This window comes from Halopenitus sp. H-Gu1 (genome assembly GCF_041821145.1).
In the GTDB taxonomy this organism is placed as follows: Archaea; Halobacteriota; Halobacteria; order Halobacteriales; family Haloferacaceae; genus Halopenitus.
The window spans coordinates 81,598-96,164 of sequence record NZ_JBGUBC010000005.1 but is presented as its reverse complement, the minus strand read 5'-3'; the positions used below and the strand labels follow the sequence as shown (position 1 = coordinate 96,164).

Sequence of the window (14,567 nt, the reverse complement as noted above, 5' to 3'; positions counted from 1 at the left end):
CGATCGGAGGGTCGATCGATGAACGACGGTGACGAGAAGTCTGGATCCGAGACCGACGGAACTCCCCCGAGCGTTCGGATCCGAGGGATCTACACGACAGCGCTGACCCGGCTGTTTCTGGATGCGGGCCACGACGTCGTCGACGCATCGACTCCGATCCGCGAGCGGTTCGATGAGGTGAAGAGCAGCGAAACGGTCGATTCGGAACCGAACGCGGGGACGGAAGACGGATCGAGACGGGACGCCGATCGCGAGGAGACGGGGGTTTACGGCCCCGCGACCGTCGACGCGTCGATCGGGACGACGGACGACCGTCAGGGGGTCGGGATTCGAGGCGCACCATCCGCCGTGGAGGACGCGAGTCGACTTCTCACGGACATCGGGATCGACGCGCTCGTCTGGCCCGACATGACCCCGAAGGGCGGTATCTTCGACGGCGAGGTGACGGAGACGCTCGGCGGCGGTGCAGTCGTTCGATTGGCCAACCGGCCGAACACGATCGCCGATCGAATCCGGGAGACCACGGAGATCGGGACGTCGACGGCCGATGAGGGCATCTTCGAGCGGAGGGGCATCCCCGGTGAGGATCGGCCGGTCGAGGGATACCTCCCGTACGACGCAAGCGACGAGCGGATCGAAACGGGCGACACGCTCCGAGTACAGATTCGCGAGTCCGCAGCACCCTGGACGGACCACCGCCCGGAACTGGGAACGGAGATCCGAGTGCCCGGAACCCTGGTGTCGCTCGTCCCCACGGAGGGAGTGCGCGTCGAGTCCCACGACGAGGCGGCCGGCCGGGAACTCGCCGGAATGGTCGACCTCCTCGGACTCGAACCACCGGACGGATGGGGCGTCGTCTGGCACCGGCCCGCCGTCGACGCCGGGATGGACGCGCTGAAGGCTGGGCTCTCCCGGACGATGGAGCGAGTCGAGACGATCGCCGGGATACGTGAACAGCCCGTCTCCGCACCCCGACCGCTCGCGTTTCCGGCCGTCGGCGCGTGGTGTTGGTTCGGCCGAAAATCGCGATTCGAACTCGACGATCGTCGGCGGACGGTGACGGCGACGATGCCCGGCCACCATCGCGTCAAGGCCGGGTCGGAGGCGGCAAGCGCCGGCGTGAATTTCGTCGAGGCGCTTTGTGGCGCCGAAACGCTGGACGCGCGTTCGGATGGTGATGGAGACGCAGACGCCCCCGAATTCCCTTTCGAGGTCGTAACCGACCAGTTCGGCCCGCAGGTCGGCGATCGCATCCGGATCGCCCACGGCAAGCCGGCCGGGCACCTGATCGTCCTCGGCGAGGGGGACGTGACCGATCTCGATCCGGCGGCAGAACAGGTGACGGTCGAGCGCTCGATGACCGCCGGTGGGACCTACGATGCGCTCGATATCCCGCGGGAGGCCGGCGACGTCGCGACCACGACGTTCACGGAGGGTCGCTGGTGGTATCCGACCACCTACCGCGATAGCGACGGCAACCTGAAGGGAACCTATGTCAACGTCTGTACGCCCGTCGAGGTGTTTCCGGAGTCGATCCGCTACGTGGACCTCCACGTGGACGTGATCAAACACGCCGATGGGACCGTGGAACGCGTCGACGACGACGAACTCGATGCTGCCGTCAAGACCGGGTTCGTCACCGAAGCGCTCGCCGAGCGGGCGCGATCGGTGGCGAGCGCGATCGAGAACGCGCTGTGATCGCTTCGCAGCGTCGTCCCAATGGGGTGCTCCCCCGTCGGGCGCGTCGCTCAAGTGCATGCACGGCCAACGACGGACGTGAGCGACGCCGACACCCCGATCTCGGAGGATCAACCCGCCGTCGATCGGTCGCTACAGGTTGAGGCACCGTTCGAGCCCGCCGGCGACCAGCCGGAGGCGATCGAGGCGCTCGTCGAGGGCTACGAGAACGGCGCCGACGAACAGACCTTACTCGGCGTGACGGGGTCGGGCAAGACGAACACGGTCTCGTGGGTCGGGGAGGAACTCGATCGGCCGACGCTCGTGTTGGCGCACAACAAGACGCTCGCGGCCCAACTCTACGAGGAGTTCCGCGAACTGTTCCCCGACAACGCCGTCGAGTATTTCGTCTCGTATTACAACTACTACCAACCGGAGGCGTACGTCGAACAGACCGACACCTACATCGACAAGGAGATGTCGATCAACGAGGAGATCGACCGACTGCGTCATTCGGCGACGCGGTCGCTTCTCACCCGTGATGACGTCATCGTCGTCGCCTCCGTCTCGGCGATCTACGGACTCGGTGACCCGACCAACTACCGGGAGATGGCCCTCGAACTGTCGGTCGGCGACCGGATCGGTCGCGATGACCTTCTCGGTGAACTCGTCGACCGGAACTACGACCGCAACGACGTGGACTTCACGCAGGGAACCTTCCGGGTGCGCGGGGATACCATCGAGGTGTTTCCGATGTACGGACGGTACGCCCTGCGGATCGAGTTGTGGGGGGATGAGGTCGATCGGATACTGAAAGTCGACCCGATTCAGGGGACAGTCGTCTCCGAGGAACCGGCCGCATTGATCCATCCGGCCGAACACTACTCGATCCCTGAGGATAAACTTCAGACGGCAATCGCGGAGATCGAGACGTTGCGCGACGAGCGCGTTCGCTACTTCGAGCGCGAAGGGGATCTGGTCGCCGCCCAGCGCATCGACGAGCGAACCACGTTCGATCTCGAGATGCTTCGGGAGGCCGGCTACTGTTCGGGCATCGAGAACTACTCCGTTCACATGGACGATCGCGAGATCGGGGATCCGCCCTACACGCTGCTCGATTACTTCCCCGACGACTTCCTGACGGTGATCGACGAATCCCATCAGACGATCCCCCAGATCAAAGGTCAATACGAGGGGGATAAATCGCGCAAGGACTCACTCGTCGAAAACGGCTTCCGGCTGCCGACCGCCTACGATAACCGGCCACTCACCTTCGAGGAGTTCGAGGAGAAGACCGACCGCATTCTCTACGTCTCCGCGACTCCGAGCGAGTACGAGCGCGAACACTCCGCGCAGGTGGTCGAACAGATCGTCCGTCCGACCTATCTCGTCGACCCGGTCGTCGAGATCGCCGACGCAACCGGACAGGTCGACGACTTGCTCGAGCGGATCGACGAGCGGATCGATCGGGGCGAGCGAACCCTCGTTACCACCCTGACGAAGCGGATGGCCGAGGATCTCACGGAGTACCTCGAGGAGGCCGGCGTCGATGTCGCGTACATGCACGACGAGACCGATACCTTACAACGCCACGAGATAATCCGCGATCTCCGTCTGGGGAACATCGACGTACTCGTGGGGATCAACCTCCTCCGTGAGGGACTCGACATTCCCGAGGTGAGCCTCGTTGCGATCCTCGATGCCGACCAGGAAGGGTTCCTCCGGTCGACGACGACGCTCGTCCAGACGATGGGGCGAGCGGCCCGCAACGTCAACGGGGAGGTCGTCCTCTATGCCGACGAGGTCACCGACTCGATGGCTGAGGCGATCGAGGAGACGGGGCGTCGCCGTGAGATCCAACGCGAGTTCAACGAGGAACACGGCCACACGCCGACGACGATCGACAAGCCGGTCGGCGAGACGTCCCTCCCCGGAGCGAAGACGGACACCGGGAGCGTCTCCGTCGGGGACGTCGAGACGGAGGATGATGCTCGCGAGCAGATCGCGGCACTCGAAGACCGGATGAATGAGGCCGCAAGCAACCTCGAGTTCGAACTGGCTGCCGACATCCGTGACCGGATCGCCGAGTTGCGGTCGGCGTTCGATCTCGACGAACGCGAGGACGGAACGGTTCCCGAGCCGACCGTCGAAGAATTCTGATCCCCCGGAATCACAATCGGGACCCGCGGGTCGGAACGGGACGCCGATCACCGGATCTTTCGAACGTCGCTGATGTCGAAGCCGCCGTCGTGGATCTCCGTTTCGAACTGGACGATGTTCTCCGCCTCGAGTCGGGACAACACGCCGCGAAACTCGCGGATGACCATCGTTCGAGCACGCTTGGATCCGCCGGTCTCCCAGGAGAAGAGGAACGTCCCGCCGGCGGCGTCCATCAGTTTCCCCTGTTCGGTCTCCGAGAGCGTATCCGCGTTGACCAACAGTAAGATTAATCCGCCCCAGTGGTAGGCGGCCTTCTTGAGCCCCTTCAGCACCATCGCGATGTCGTTCCAGGTCATCTCATCGGAGACGGCCGAGACGAGATCGGTGATCGAGTCGATAACGACCAGATTCCCGGCGGCGTGCGCGGAGAGGTAGTCACCGAGTTCGGAGAGTACGTCGCCGTGGCGATCCTCGTTTCCGAGATCGCGAATCCCGGTGGGATCGCTTCGGTACCAGTCGCGGGGGATCGGGCTCAACTGGAAATACGGAACCGACAGATCCGCGAACTTGATTCCCGAGACGGCTACCTCCGCGATCTCCTCCGCCATGGTGTACTCGAGTTCCCGTTGGATCGACCCCTCGCCGGCAGTAAACGAGACGTAGTGGATCTCCGGTGGAACGCTGGCGTTCTCGTCCAGATCGCCGTAATAGAGATCAAAGAGTTCCTGATCGACGTTGGCCAGTGCGTTCATCGCAACGCTCGTATAGAGAAACTCACGAGCACCGGCACCGGATTCTCCGGCGAGCAATACGACGTTTCCCGGGGGAGCGCCGCCACCGAGAATCGAATCGAGACGCGCGATACCGAAGGGAAAACTCGCCATACCGGATCGGCGTCCGCGGAGCGTTTAGCCGTTACGCCGGATCGGCGTCCGCGGAGCGTTTAGCCGTTACGCCGGATCGACGTGAGCACCGTGATTCCGACCTCGGACGATCCGGACCCGGCCATCGACGCCGAGCGTCTCGAGTGCAGCACGTCCCGCCTCACGTGCGGTCTCGACGTGTTCGACATCAGTGACACCGTAGACGGCCGGGCCCCACGAGGACTGGCCGGCGCCGTAGACGGCCGGAGAGTCCGAAATCGAGGCGACGATCCCGCCGACCGGCGGGCGGTAGACGCCTCCCTGCTCGTCGGCGTACCACGCACCGTTGAGCCGGCCGACGTCAGCAACGGCTTCGCCGAACGCACCGACGCGGCCATCGACGACTGCCGGAAGCACCCGCCGCGTGACGATCCCGGCGATACGGTCGGCCAGATCCGGGTCGGCTCGCTCGACGGCCGTCCGGATGCTCTCGTCCTCCGCGTCGCCGCTCCGCCCGGGATCGACGGCCGGAGAGACCACGAGAAACCGCCAGTCGTCCGGTATCGGGTGGCGTGCGGCAATCGCGGGGACCTCCCACTCGCCGACCGGCGGTCGCTCCGTGGTGAACCGCGCGGTCGGATGGCCGGTATCCAGGAGGAAGCCTCCGGTCTCGAAGCCGGCGACGCCGAGTCCGGATCGCCCGCCCCGTCCGAGCCGTGGAGCGCGATCACGGACGTGAGGCTCGCGGTCGTATGCACGGGCGACGCCCGCGAGGGTCGCGAGCGCGAGTTGCGTCCCGCTCCCGAGTCCAGCGTGTCGAGGGATGGACGAGCGAACCGTGATCGAGACGCCGGGGACGTCGAGGAGATCGCGCGACCGTTCAGCGTAGTCGGTGACGTCCGCATGCAGGGAGGCGACGAGATCGCCACACAGTGAGTCAGGGAGATCACCACATAGCGAGTCGGCGTCAGCCTCGATGGTGACATCGATGGCCTCCGCCGGCTCGGCAACGATCTCGACGGTCGGCTCGTCGATCGCGACGCCGAGGGCGCCGTAGAGCCGTTCATGTGAGAGGCTCAGGTTCTCGAACCCGAAGTGGAGCCGGGCACCGGTGACGACGCGGACGCGAGCCATGTCACATCGGAATTCGTCGTGCGAACGGATAAGGGACCCACCGCAGGCGGGGTTTGCCGTTGCCGGAAGTCGCCGATCGCCGATCCGTTCGGTGAGCGAAGGACGGCCCGCGATCGAGCCGATGGACGAACCGGGTCACTCGAAGAGACCGTCGACGTCCGATTCACGTGAGCGCCGCCGTTCAACGTGCTGTCGAAGTCGAGCGTACGCGACCGCACGTCGCTCGGCGTCGACCGAATTCGGGCCCGGGTTCGGATCCGGATCCTCCGGATCCGGACCAGCGACCGCCGATCCGGCCACGTCCGCGAGCAGGATCCGACAGCGTGTGCGTCCGGTTTCGGCCTCCTCGCGGGCGTACCGGATCGCGTCCTCGACGATGTCGGGATCGACGTCCGTGTTCGAGGCGGCGACCGCTCTCGCCGCCCGTGCGAGGCGATCGAGGTCATCCCGCCCGTCGTCGGAGTCGGGAGGATCGTCGGTCATGGCGGGAGTTCAGCGGGCGAGACATATAAACGCCAAGACGCCGGTAACGGATCAGAAACCGATTTAGGTAACGTTGCCGAGGTCCCGGAAGCGGGAGAGAACCGATCAGGCTCAAGGGAATGTGGTCCGTATCGGCGTTTCGTGGCCGCCACAGTCGACATTGAGAAATACCGTCGGATCGAATTCGCCCGCAACGAGGTGACCGGCGCGGTAGGGGATTCAATTACGGTCCTGCCGATCGTCGTCGCGCTTGCAGTCGTCACCGAGGTGTCGCTACCGCACGTGCTCGTCGCGTTCGGGATCTTTCAGATCGTCTGGGGGGTCGTCTACGGGCTCCCGATCTCCGTCGAGCCGATGAAGGCTCTAGCGGCGCTCGCGATCGCCGGGGGACTGACTCATGCCGAACTGGCGCTTTCGGGGCTGGTGCTTGGCGTCGTACTGCTCGTGATCGGGACCACCGGGACGCTCGCGGCGGTCGAACGGTGGATCGGCGAGCCGGTCGTCCGCGGCGTTCAACTGGCGGTTGGCCTGATCCTCCTTGAGACGGCCGTCGGAATCGCGGCCGAAGATCCGACCGTCGCGGCGGCCGGAATCGTGATCGCCGCCGCATCGGTGGCGGCCGGCTACGGGAGCGCGAGCGCGCTTATCGTCCTCCTCGCAGGCGGGGGTGCGACCCTCGCGATCGCGGGACTCCCGATGCCGCAGTTGCCGGGAGCACCATCGGTCCCCCCGCTTGCAGAGGGGGCCACGCGCCGGGCGGCGGAGGGGACGTTCGCCCAACTCGCGATGACCGTCGGAAACGCGGCGCTCGCGACGTCGTTGCTCCTTGCTGAGCGCTTCGATGCCGACGTTTCGGCGGACGAACTATCGATGAGCATGGGCGCAATGAACCTCATCGCGGTTCCGATCGGGGGGATCCCGATGTGTCACGGCTGTGACGGCGTCGCCGGAAAGCACGCGTTCGGCGCGCGAACCGGCGGAGCGAACGTGATCCTCGGCGTGGGGTATCTCGGAGCGGCCCTGTTTGCCACCTCACAACTGCTCGCGGCGTTTCCCCTGGCGCTTCTCGGCGTGCTGCTCGCGATCGTCTCGATCTCGCTTTCGAGGAGCGTCCTCAAGTCGTCGAACCTCCCGCTTTCCGTGGCGATCGGCGTGGGGGCGGTCGTCTTCAACCTCGGAGTGGCGTTCCTCGTCGGCGTCCTCGTCCATCTCGTGATCAAGCGCCTGTGAGAGGGTCGAAACGGGGACGCGAGCGACGGTCACCGATAACAGATCCGCTCGACTCGGCGGTCGAACAGCTCCCGGAGCAGTCGCGTGATCGGACCACCGCCGACGGCCGTCTCGTCGATCGTCTCGATGGGTCGGATCTCCGCGATCGTGTTTGTGAGGAACGCCTCGTCGGCCCGGCGAAGGTCCTCGGGTTCGTAGGAGCCCTCCTCGACCGGGATTCCCTCCGCCGCGGCGAGATCGAGGACGATCCGACGGGTGATTCCCGGCAGAACGGGCCCGTCGAGACTCGGCGTCCGCAACACGTCCTCGGAGACGAAGAACACGTTCGAGGTGGCGCCTTCGGCGACGTGGCCGTCGGCGTCACAAAGCAGGGCTTCGTCAGCGTCGACCGCCCGCGCCTCGATCCTGGCGAGGATTCCATCGAGGTAGTTGTGGGTCTTTGCCGTCGCCGGGATTGCCGCATCGGGGATGGATCGCGTTTCGGCGGTCCGGATCGTCGCAGGACCGTCGAAGACTGGGTTCCCCTGCATCCCGCCGCGGGGAAGCGGCCGCGCGTAAACGACGACCGTGGGATCGACGTCCGGATCCGGATCGAGCGTCCCGGGTTGAACGCCCCGGGAGATGGAAATCTTGAGATAGGCGTTCTCGAAGTCGTTGGCGGCGAGCGTCCGGTCGATCCGGGAGCGGAGTTCGCCCCGCGAGAGGCCGTGATCGAGCGCGAGGGAGTCGCAGGTGTTCGCCAGTCGATCGGCGTGTGCCTCCCACTCGAAGACCGCGCCGCCGTACGCGCGAAGCGTCTCAAAGGCGGCGTCGCCGTACATGAATCCTCGATCGCGGACGTTTACGGTCGCCTCCCCCGCGGGCACGAGTTCGCCGTCGACGTGAAACAGGCGGTCCCCCTCGTCGTTTATCGATCGGTCACGGTCACCGCTCACCGACCACTCTCCGTCGTCGGTCATCGATTTCCTCCCGTCTCACACAGATCGACGAAGTTTCGAACCAGCCGCTTTCCGTGGTGTGTCAACACGCTTTCCGGGTGAAACTGGACGCCGACGTGGGGGCGATCGCGGTGTCGGACGCCCATCACGACCTCGCTGCCGTCCTCGGTGCGAGCGGTCTCAACGAGCGCGTCGGGAAGCGTCCCACGTTCGACCCGAAGCGAGTGGTACCGGCCGACTTCGATGGGGTTCGGCAGCCCCGCGAAGATGCCATCGCCGTCGTGGGAGACGGTCGACGGTTTTCCGTGGACCACCGAGGGCGCACGGGAGACGGTCGCCCCGTTTCGGGCACAAAGCGCCTGGTGGCCAAGGCAGACGCCGAGAGTCGGGTATTCGAGGTCGAAGAGGGGAACGGAGACTCCGGCTTCCGCAGGCGTACCCGGACCCGGCGAGACCACGATTCCGTCCGGATCGATCGTCCGGATCGCCTCGATGGTGATCGCGTCGTTGCGCCGGACCGCCACCGCCCCGGCGACTTCGCCGACGTACTGGACGAGGTTGTAGACGAACGAGTCGTAGTTGTCGATCACCAGAATACGCGCGTCGCCGTCGGCCGCTCCGGGACGCCACTCGATCGTCGGAGGTGTGGCATCATTGCTTCCGGCAGGGGTGGACGCGTCGGATCCGGAACCGTCGTCAGCCATCAGTCGGCCTCCCATCGCGGTCGCGATCCGTCGACGCGGGCGTCTCCACACGCAGTTCCTCGTCGGCGAGCGCCTCGTCGACGGCGGTGATGAGTCCGCGGGCCTTATCGAGCGTCTCGTCGTACTCGGCGTCGGGTTCGGAATCGTGGACGATACCGGCGCCGACCCGGAGGTGGTACTCGTCGGCGTGACGGACGAGCGTTCGAATGAGGATGTTGAACGTCGCGCGGCCGTCGAACCCGAGGATCGCCATCGATCCGGTGTAGGGGCCGCGTCGGGTCGCCTCGACCTCGTCGATGATCCCCATCGTCCGCGGCTTCGGCGCGCCGGTGATCGTTCCCCCGGGGAAACAGGCGGCCACGGCGTCGGCGAGGGTGACGTCCGCGCGCGCTCGTCCCTCCACCAGTGAGACGAGGTGCATCACCTCGGAGTAGCGATCGACACGGCGGTACTCGGACACGTCGACGGTGCCGAACGCACAGACCGCTCCGAGGTCATTGCGCTCCAGATCCACCAGCATGGCGTGTTCGGCGCGCTCCTTCTCGTCGGCACGCAACTCCGCCTCGAGAGCGGCGTCCGCCTCGGGCGTCTCCCCGCGCGGTCGCGTGCCGGCGATCGGCTCGGTCACCAAGCGGTCGCCGTCCCGTTCCAACAGCAGTTCCGGGCTGGCGCTCACCAGGTCGACGCCGCGGCCGTCCCAGTCGAACTCCAGCAGTCCCGAATAGGGGGCAGGATTCACGCGCCGGAGGGCATCGAAAGCCTCGACCGGGTGAACCGCCGCGGGGGCGACGAGCCGCTGGGAAACGTTCGCCTGGAAGGTGTCTCCCGCGCGGACATAGTCCTTCACGCGGCGGACGCGATCGCCGAAGGCGTCGCGTCCACAGTCGCTCTCGAAGGTTGCCACGTCGGCCGAAACCGGGGCGGAGTCGACGTCAGGATCGCCATCCCTGATGCGGTCGGCAAACGTCTCCAACGCCTCGACGGCCTCGGCGTGGATCCGATCGATATCGTCGAGGTCGTCGGGCTCGAAGGCACCGTCAAGACCAGTCCCGTGTTCGGCGCTGCCCGGCACCGTCGGACACCGAACGATTCGAAGCTCCACGGGTGAGTCCTGTGGGGATTCCCACGCCGCGAGGGTGTCGTAGACTGCGAACTGGAGCCGAGGCAGGTCGCGATCGTCGACGGCGGATTCGGGGAGATCCTCCAGTTCACGGGCGACATCGTAGGCGATCCAGCCGATGGCGCCACAGGGGTACGGCACCGTACAGTCGCCCCGGACCAGCCGCTCGTCGGCGACCAGTTCCTCCAGGGCCGCAAGCGTCGGAGAAGTGTCGGCGTTGTGAGAGGCAGTGTCGGTCCGCATTACGCGCTCGCGATCGGCGAGAACGGCCTCCGAGGAGACCTGAAGGCGCTCGACCGGATCGACGCCGAAGTAGCTCCAACCGGGGTGCCCGCCTGCGGTCTCCAGAAAGACGCCGCCGGGGCCCTTGCGGGCGCGTCGATATCCGAGATAGGGATCGGGGATCTCAAGGCGCGCCTCGACGGGGACGCGGGCACCCGCCGGCGCGTCGACTGCGACGTCACGAAAGGCGTCGCGGTCCGTAAGCAGGCGCATGCAGAATGCTTCGAGAGGGTGCGTGAAACGGTTTCGGTCCGAAACAACCGATCGAGAGCCGAACGCCGAAGAACTCCGGTGGGTGAACGGATCCGGCGCCGACGATCACTGAATGTGGCCTTCCTCGCGCAGTTGGTCCGCCTCGTTCTTCTCGTAGCGCCAGGTGATGTCGGCCTTCTCGTCCTGCCAGTCCCACGGTTCGACGAGGACGATGTCGTCCTCGCGGATCCAGATGCGTTTTTGCATCCGGCCGGGAATGCGGGCGGTGCGTTCCTTGCCGTCCGCACATCGGACTTTCACGCGATTCGCGCCGAGCATGTCGGTGACCTCCGCGAACACCTCGTCGTCGTCAGGCATTCGGAGATCACGCCGACCGTCACCGTCGTCGCTCATGGGCCCCGGTTCGATCCGTCGAGGTTTAAATCCGCCGGACGTCGGTCGGCTGACGAACTTCGATCGACGTCTTACCTGTTCCGCAGTTGTTCGCGTCCCGGCGCAATGAGGCGATCGAGGTACGAGGAGAGCGCGGATTTGGCGTCCGCCGGGTGAAGCTCGCCCGACTCGAGATCGGCCTCCAACTCGGAGTAGGTCTCGTAATCGAGATCCCCGCCGTACTGTTCCGGGCGTTCGACGACGACGCGATCGAATCGGGGAAAGACGTGATATTCGAAGATCTGGAGGATCGGATTCTCCCGCTCTCGTCCATCCTCATCGGACTCGGGATCGGCCGTGGGCGGACAGTACGCCTTCTCCACTTTCGTTTCGATCTCGTCGGTGGAGTCCTCCATGGAGATGGTGACACCCGTACTAGAGGACATCTTCCCGATGCCGGAGGCGAGATCGGCGATGAGCGGGGTGTGCAGGCTCGTCGGGGGCTGGCGATCGATGCTCGGGAGCACGTCGCGTGCGAGCATGTGGACCTTCCGCTGTTCCATGCCGCCGACGGCGAGATCGACGCCGAGATACGGGATGTCGAGCGCCTGCATCAACGGGTAGACCGCCTGGGAGACCTTCACCGAGTCGCCGGATTTGATCTCGGCCATGGCCCGTTCGGCGCGGGCAAGCGTCGTCTCAAGCTCCAGCGCGTGGAGATCGAGGGTGTAGTCGTCCTCAAGTTGGAAATCGGAGCCGAGAACGAACTGCGTTCTGTCCTCGTCGAGTCCGTAGGCGATGAACTGATCGCGCATCCGTTCGGCAGTCCGACGGATCCCCTCGAAGGATCCCTTCTCGTTCAGATAGGCGTGGACGTCGGCGAGAAGGACGGTGACTTCGAAGCCGGCCTCCTGGAGGTCGATCAGCTTGTTCGCGGTGAGCATGTGCCCGATATGGAGGACGCCCGAGGGCTCATAGCCGACGTACGCCCGCTTTCCGTCGGGGTCGTCAGCCAGCGCCTCGATCTCCTCCTCCGTGACCACCTCGGCAGCGTTCCGGGTGATCAACTCGTAGGCGTCCATACGGGTCAGGTCGGGGACCGTCCGGATATGACTTCTGAAAGCGCGGTGCCCTCGATGTCCGTGAGCGGTCTCTCGATCCGAAAACCGTCGATAGACGCAAGTGTCGCGACCAGCAACACGTGACATGGTCGAGCCGATCGCCGGCGGGCTACACACACAGGAAACGATCGAAACGCGCGTCGAGGAGGGGACCGTCCCCGAGTGGATCCAAGCCCACTGGAGGAGTTTCCGTGAGGGACTGCTCGGCGAGCGGAACGGCTCGCCGTTTCCGTGTTACTTCGGCGCGCGGTCGGTCGAGGCGGGAGCGCCGCTTTACACCGCCGTTCCTTCGATGACCGACCCGGAGGCCCTTTTAAATCTCGGTCGAACGCTGCGTTCGTATCTCGAAGTCTACCCGACATACGACGATCACGCCTCGCTCGTCACGTTCTTCAAGCCGCCGGACGGGAGCCTCTCGGAGGCCGAGTACCACGAGCATCTCTGGAACGTCCTCCAGTTCCTCCACGTGCACGATCCCGAACCGTGGCCCGAGGACATTCCGACCGACCCGGACGACCCATACTGGGAGTTCTGTTTCGCCGGCGAGCCGATGTTCCCGACGTGTCGTGCGCCGTTCTATGAGGAGCGGAAGAGCCGCTACTGCCCGGTGGGCCTGGAGATCACCTTCCAGCCGCGGGCCCTCTTCGAGAACCTGAACGTCACCGCCGATCACGAGAAGGGGGGACGCGCCCGCGAGATCATCCAGGACCGACTGTCGGACTACGATGGCGTCTGTCCCCACGCCGACCTCGGCGACTGGGGCCATGAGGGCGACCGCGAGTGGGTCCAGTACATGCTCTCGGAGGACGAATCGAAAGCACCCGATGAACCACCGATCGAGATCACGCGAGAGCACCCCAAATCGACACGGATGCTGGCGGAGCAGACACCGACCCCGACAGTGGGATCGCCACGATGACTCGGGAAACGGACGGTGACGCCGGTCGGCCGGTACTCGTGTTGATCGACTTCCAGCGCGGTTTCGACGAGTCGGGATGGGGCGAGCGGAACAATCCGGGAGCCGAGGAACACGCGAAACGCCTACTCGACACCTGGCGAGAGGCGGCCCTCCCAGTGATCCACGTCCGCCACGACTCGAGAGAGCCGAACTCGCCGCTTCGAAGCGACCGGTCAGGATTCGCGTTCAAATCCGGGTTCGAGCCCGCGGACGGCGAACGTGTCGTCACGAAACGGGTGAACGGCGCGTTCGTGGACACGGACCTGCAGGACTGGCTTGAGCGACGTGGGCTCAAGAGACTCGTCGTCTGTGGACTCACCACCGATCACTGCGTCTCGACGACGGTTCGGATGGCACAGAACCGTGGGTTCGAGGTCACCGTGGTTCGGGACGCGACCGCAAGTTTCGATCGCCGCCTCGACGACGAGCAGTTCGAGGCCGATCTCGTCCATCGAAGCGCGCTCGCACATCTACAGGGGGAGTTCGCCCGGATCGTCACGACCGACTCGATCGTAGCGGAACTCACGGAATCCGATCCGGAGTGACCGCCGGGAGGGACGCGCGCGAATTCGAAACTCAGGACGGACCGGGAACGCGAGGACGGGACAGAAACGCGAGGACGGGACAGAAACGCGAACGACGCGAGAAGCGTACGAGGAGTTAAGATGTGAGTGTATTATAGGATCTGTTTAAGGATTACGCTTATATGATAGACAATCATCTCATCCTCACGTGAATAAGACATCAAAGTATGAACGGTAGTCCAGGAATGAACCGTATCGTAAATAAATGAAACTAGACGGAGGACGGCATATAGTAACGAACACCACGATCACCCGACGTCTCGCATCGAACCCGGAGACGAGATGCCTGCGAGTCGCCGATCGGCGATCGAGAACACAATCGACGGACGCGACCGGCAAGCGAACGGACGAAATTCAAGCACGTCCGCACCGTCCGATCGAGGGCCCGCCCACGACCGGACCGCTGGAGGGATCGGATGACGCCCCGCGATCCCTCACACCGATCTCGGCAAGACGAGCCACGACCCGAGGTCGACGGATGAACGCCGCTCCGAACGGTACGATCGACGATCGGCACCACCATCCAGAGCGGTCCATGGTTCACCCGATCAACGCGAGCCGTCGTCCCAGCTGACGACGGCGCCAAGCGCAACATCGCCGCTGGTCCACGAAAACAGTCGGGAACCGACGGGCGGATCCGATCCATCCATCGATCGCTGTGTCCTACTCGTCCGTTCGCCGCCTTCCGGAACGTGATGGTCGGTGCGATCGGTCGTGATCGTCGTCGA

At 65.1% G+C, this 14,567-nt stretch carries 13 protein-coding genes; 5 read left to right on the top strand and 8 right to left on the bottom strand.

The window, feature by feature from the left end; translation table 11 throughout:
• The first annotated feature begins 18 nt into the window (after positions 1–18).
• Positions 19–1,698 (top strand): DUF402 domain-containing protein, encoded by a 1,680-nt coding sequence (locus ACERIT_RS05560; protein ID WP_373673843.1) that lies wholly within the window; start codon positions 19–21, stop codon positions 1,696–1,698.
• A 78-nt stretch (positions 1,699–1,776) separates the two neighbouring features.
• Positions 1,777–3,837 carry an excinuclease ABC subunit UvrB gene (uvrB, locus tag ACERIT_RS05555; protein ID WP_373673842.1) on the top strand — a complete coding sequence of 687 codons (2,061 nt, stop codon included), beginning with the start codon at positions 1,777–1,779 and terminating at the stop codon, positions 3,835–3,837.
• Between the two features lie 47 nt (positions 3,838–3,884).
• Here the strand turns inward: uvrB and ACERIT_RS05550 are convergent, their stop codons facing one another.
• The 3 genes from ACERIT_RS05550 to ACERIT_RS05540 all read right to left on the bottom strand — a co-directional run bounded on the left by ACERIT_RS05550 (position 3,885) and on the right by ACERIT_RS05540 (position 6,317).
• A complete protein-coding gene (locus tag ACERIT_RS05550) occupies positions 3,885–4,721 on the bottom strand; it encodes an RAD55 family ATPase (RefSeq protein WP_373673841.1) in 837 nt (278 codons plus the stop codon).
• 66 nt (positions 4,722–4,787) lie between these two features.
• Positions 4,788–5,834: a beta-ribofuranosylaminobenzene 5'-phosphate synthase family protein gene (locus ACERIT_RS05545; protein ID WP_373673840.1), complete on the bottom strand. Its 1,047-nt coding sequence runs from the start codon at positions 5,832–5,834 to the stop codon at positions 4,788–4,790.
• Between the two features lie 135 nt (positions 5,835–5,969).
• A complete protein-coding gene (locus ACERIT_RS05540; protein WP_373673839.1) occupies positions 5,970–6,317 on the bottom strand; it encodes a hypothetical protein in 348 nt (115 codons plus the stop codon).
• A gap of 141 nt (positions 6,318–6,458) precedes the next feature.
• On the opposite strand from ACERIT_RS05540, the gene ACERIT_RS05535 reads away from it, so the two are divergent.
• The gene (locus ACERIT_RS05535) at positions 6,459–7,547 is read left to right on the top strand and encodes a putative sulfate/molybdate transporter (protein ID WP_373673838.1); all 1,089 of its coding nucleotides are present in this window, start codon (positions 6,459–6,461) and stop codon (positions 7,545–7,547) included.
• Positions 7,548–7,576: 29 nt separating this feature from the next.
• Here ACERIT_RS05535 and ACERIT_RS05530 read toward each other — a convergent pair whose 3' ends face one another.
• The 5 genes from ACERIT_RS05530 to ACERIT_RS05510 form a co-directional block, all read right to left on the bottom strand.
• Positions 7,577–8,506: an aminotransferase class IV gene (locus ACERIT_RS05530; protein ID WP_373673837.1), complete on the bottom strand. Its 930-nt coding sequence runs from the start codon at positions 8,504–8,506 to the stop codon at positions 7,577–7,579.
• On the bottom strand, positions 8,503–9,189 hold the full coding sequence (locus ACERIT_RS05525; RefSeq protein WP_373673836.1) for an aminodeoxychorismate/anthranilate synthase component II: 687 nt from the start codon (positions 9,187–9,189) through the stop codon (positions 8,503–8,505). The genes ACERIT_RS05530 and ACERIT_RS05525 overlap by 4 nt, the downstream gene beginning before the upstream one ends.
• Positions 9,182–10,804: an anthranilate synthase component I family protein gene (locus ACERIT_RS05520; RefSeq protein WP_373673835.1), complete on the bottom strand. Its 1,623-nt coding sequence runs from the start codon at positions 10,802–10,804 to the stop codon at positions 9,182–9,184. Before ACERIT_RS05520 ends, ACERIT_RS05525 begins: the two co-directional genes overlap by 8 nt.
• Before the next feature lie 105 nt (positions 10,805–10,909).
• Positions 10,910–11,197, bottom strand: a complete 288-nt coding sequence (eif1A, locus tag ACERIT_RS05515; RefSeq protein WP_373673834.1) for a translation initiation factor eIF-1A — start codon at positions 11,195–11,197, stop codon at positions 10,910–10,912.
• Positions 11,198–11,268: 71 nt separating this feature from the next.
• The gene (locus ACERIT_RS05510) at positions 11,269–12,258 is read right to left on the bottom strand and encodes a tyrosine--tRNA ligase (protein ID WP_373673833.1); all 990 of its coding nucleotides are present in this window, start codon (positions 12,256–12,258) and stop codon (positions 11,269–11,271) included.
• A gap of 124 nt (positions 12,259–12,382) precedes the next feature.
• On the opposite strand from ACERIT_RS05510, the gene ACERIT_RS05505 reads away from it, so the two are divergent.
• Both ACERIT_RS05505 and ACERIT_RS05500 read left to right on the top strand, forming a co-directional pair.
• Positions 12,383–13,216: a YqcI/YcgG family protein gene (locus ACERIT_RS05505; protein ID WP_373673832.1), complete on the top strand. Its 834-nt coding sequence runs from the start codon at positions 12,383–12,385 to the stop codon at positions 13,214–13,216.
• Positions 13,213–13,800, top strand: a complete 588-nt coding sequence (locus ACERIT_RS05500; protein ID WP_373673831.1) for a cysteine hydrolase family protein — start codon at positions 13,213–13,215, stop codon at positions 13,798–13,800. The genes ACERIT_RS05505 and ACERIT_RS05500 overlap by 4 nt, the downstream gene beginning before the upstream one ends.
• Positions 13,801–14,567 lie beyond the last annotated feature (767 nt).

Coding starts and splice junctions, on each gene's coding strand:
- ACERIT_RS05530 (WP_373673837.1), bottom strand. CDS start 8,506: ATGACCGACGACGGAGAGTGGTCGGTGAGCGGTGACCGTGACCGATCG.
- ACERIT_RS05505 (WP_373673832.1), top strand. CDS start 12,383: ATGGTCGAGCCGATCGCCGGCGGGCTACACACACAGGAAACGATCGAA.
- ACERIT_RS05525 (WP_373673836.1), bottom strand. CDS start 9,189: ATGGCTGACGACGGTTCCGGATCCGACGCGTCCACCCCTGCCGGAAGC.
- ACERIT_RS05510 (WP_373673833.1), bottom strand. CDS start 12,258: ATGGACGCCTACGAGTTGATCACCCGGAACGCTGCCGAGGTGGTCACG.
- ACERIT_RS05540 (WP_373673839.1), bottom strand. CDS start 6,317: ATGACCGACGATCCTCCCGACTCCGACGACGGGCGGGATGACCTCGAT.
- ACERIT_RS05560 (WP_373673843.1), top strand. CDS start 19: ATGAACGACGGTGACGAGAAGTCTGGATCCGAGACCGACGGAACTCCC.
- eif1A (WP_373673834.1), bottom strand. CDS start 11,197: ATGAGCGACGACGGTGACGGTCGGCGTGATCTCCGAATGCCTGACGAC.
- ACERIT_RS05550 (WP_373673841.1), bottom strand. CDS start 4,721: ATGGCGAGTTTTCCCTTCGGTATCGCGCGTCTCGATTCGATTCTCGGT.
- ACERIT_RS05520 (WP_373673835.1), bottom strand. CDS start 10,804: ATGCGCCTGCTTACGGACCGCGACGCCTTTCGTGACGTCGCAGTCGAC.
- ACERIT_RS05500 (WP_373673831.1), top strand. CDS start 13,213: ATGACTCGGGAAACGGACGGTGACGCCGGTCGGCCGGTACTCGTGTTG.
- ACERIT_RS05545 (WP_373673840.1), bottom strand. CDS start 5,834: ATGGCTCGCGTCCGCGTCGTCACCGGTGCCCGGCTCCACTTCGGGTTC.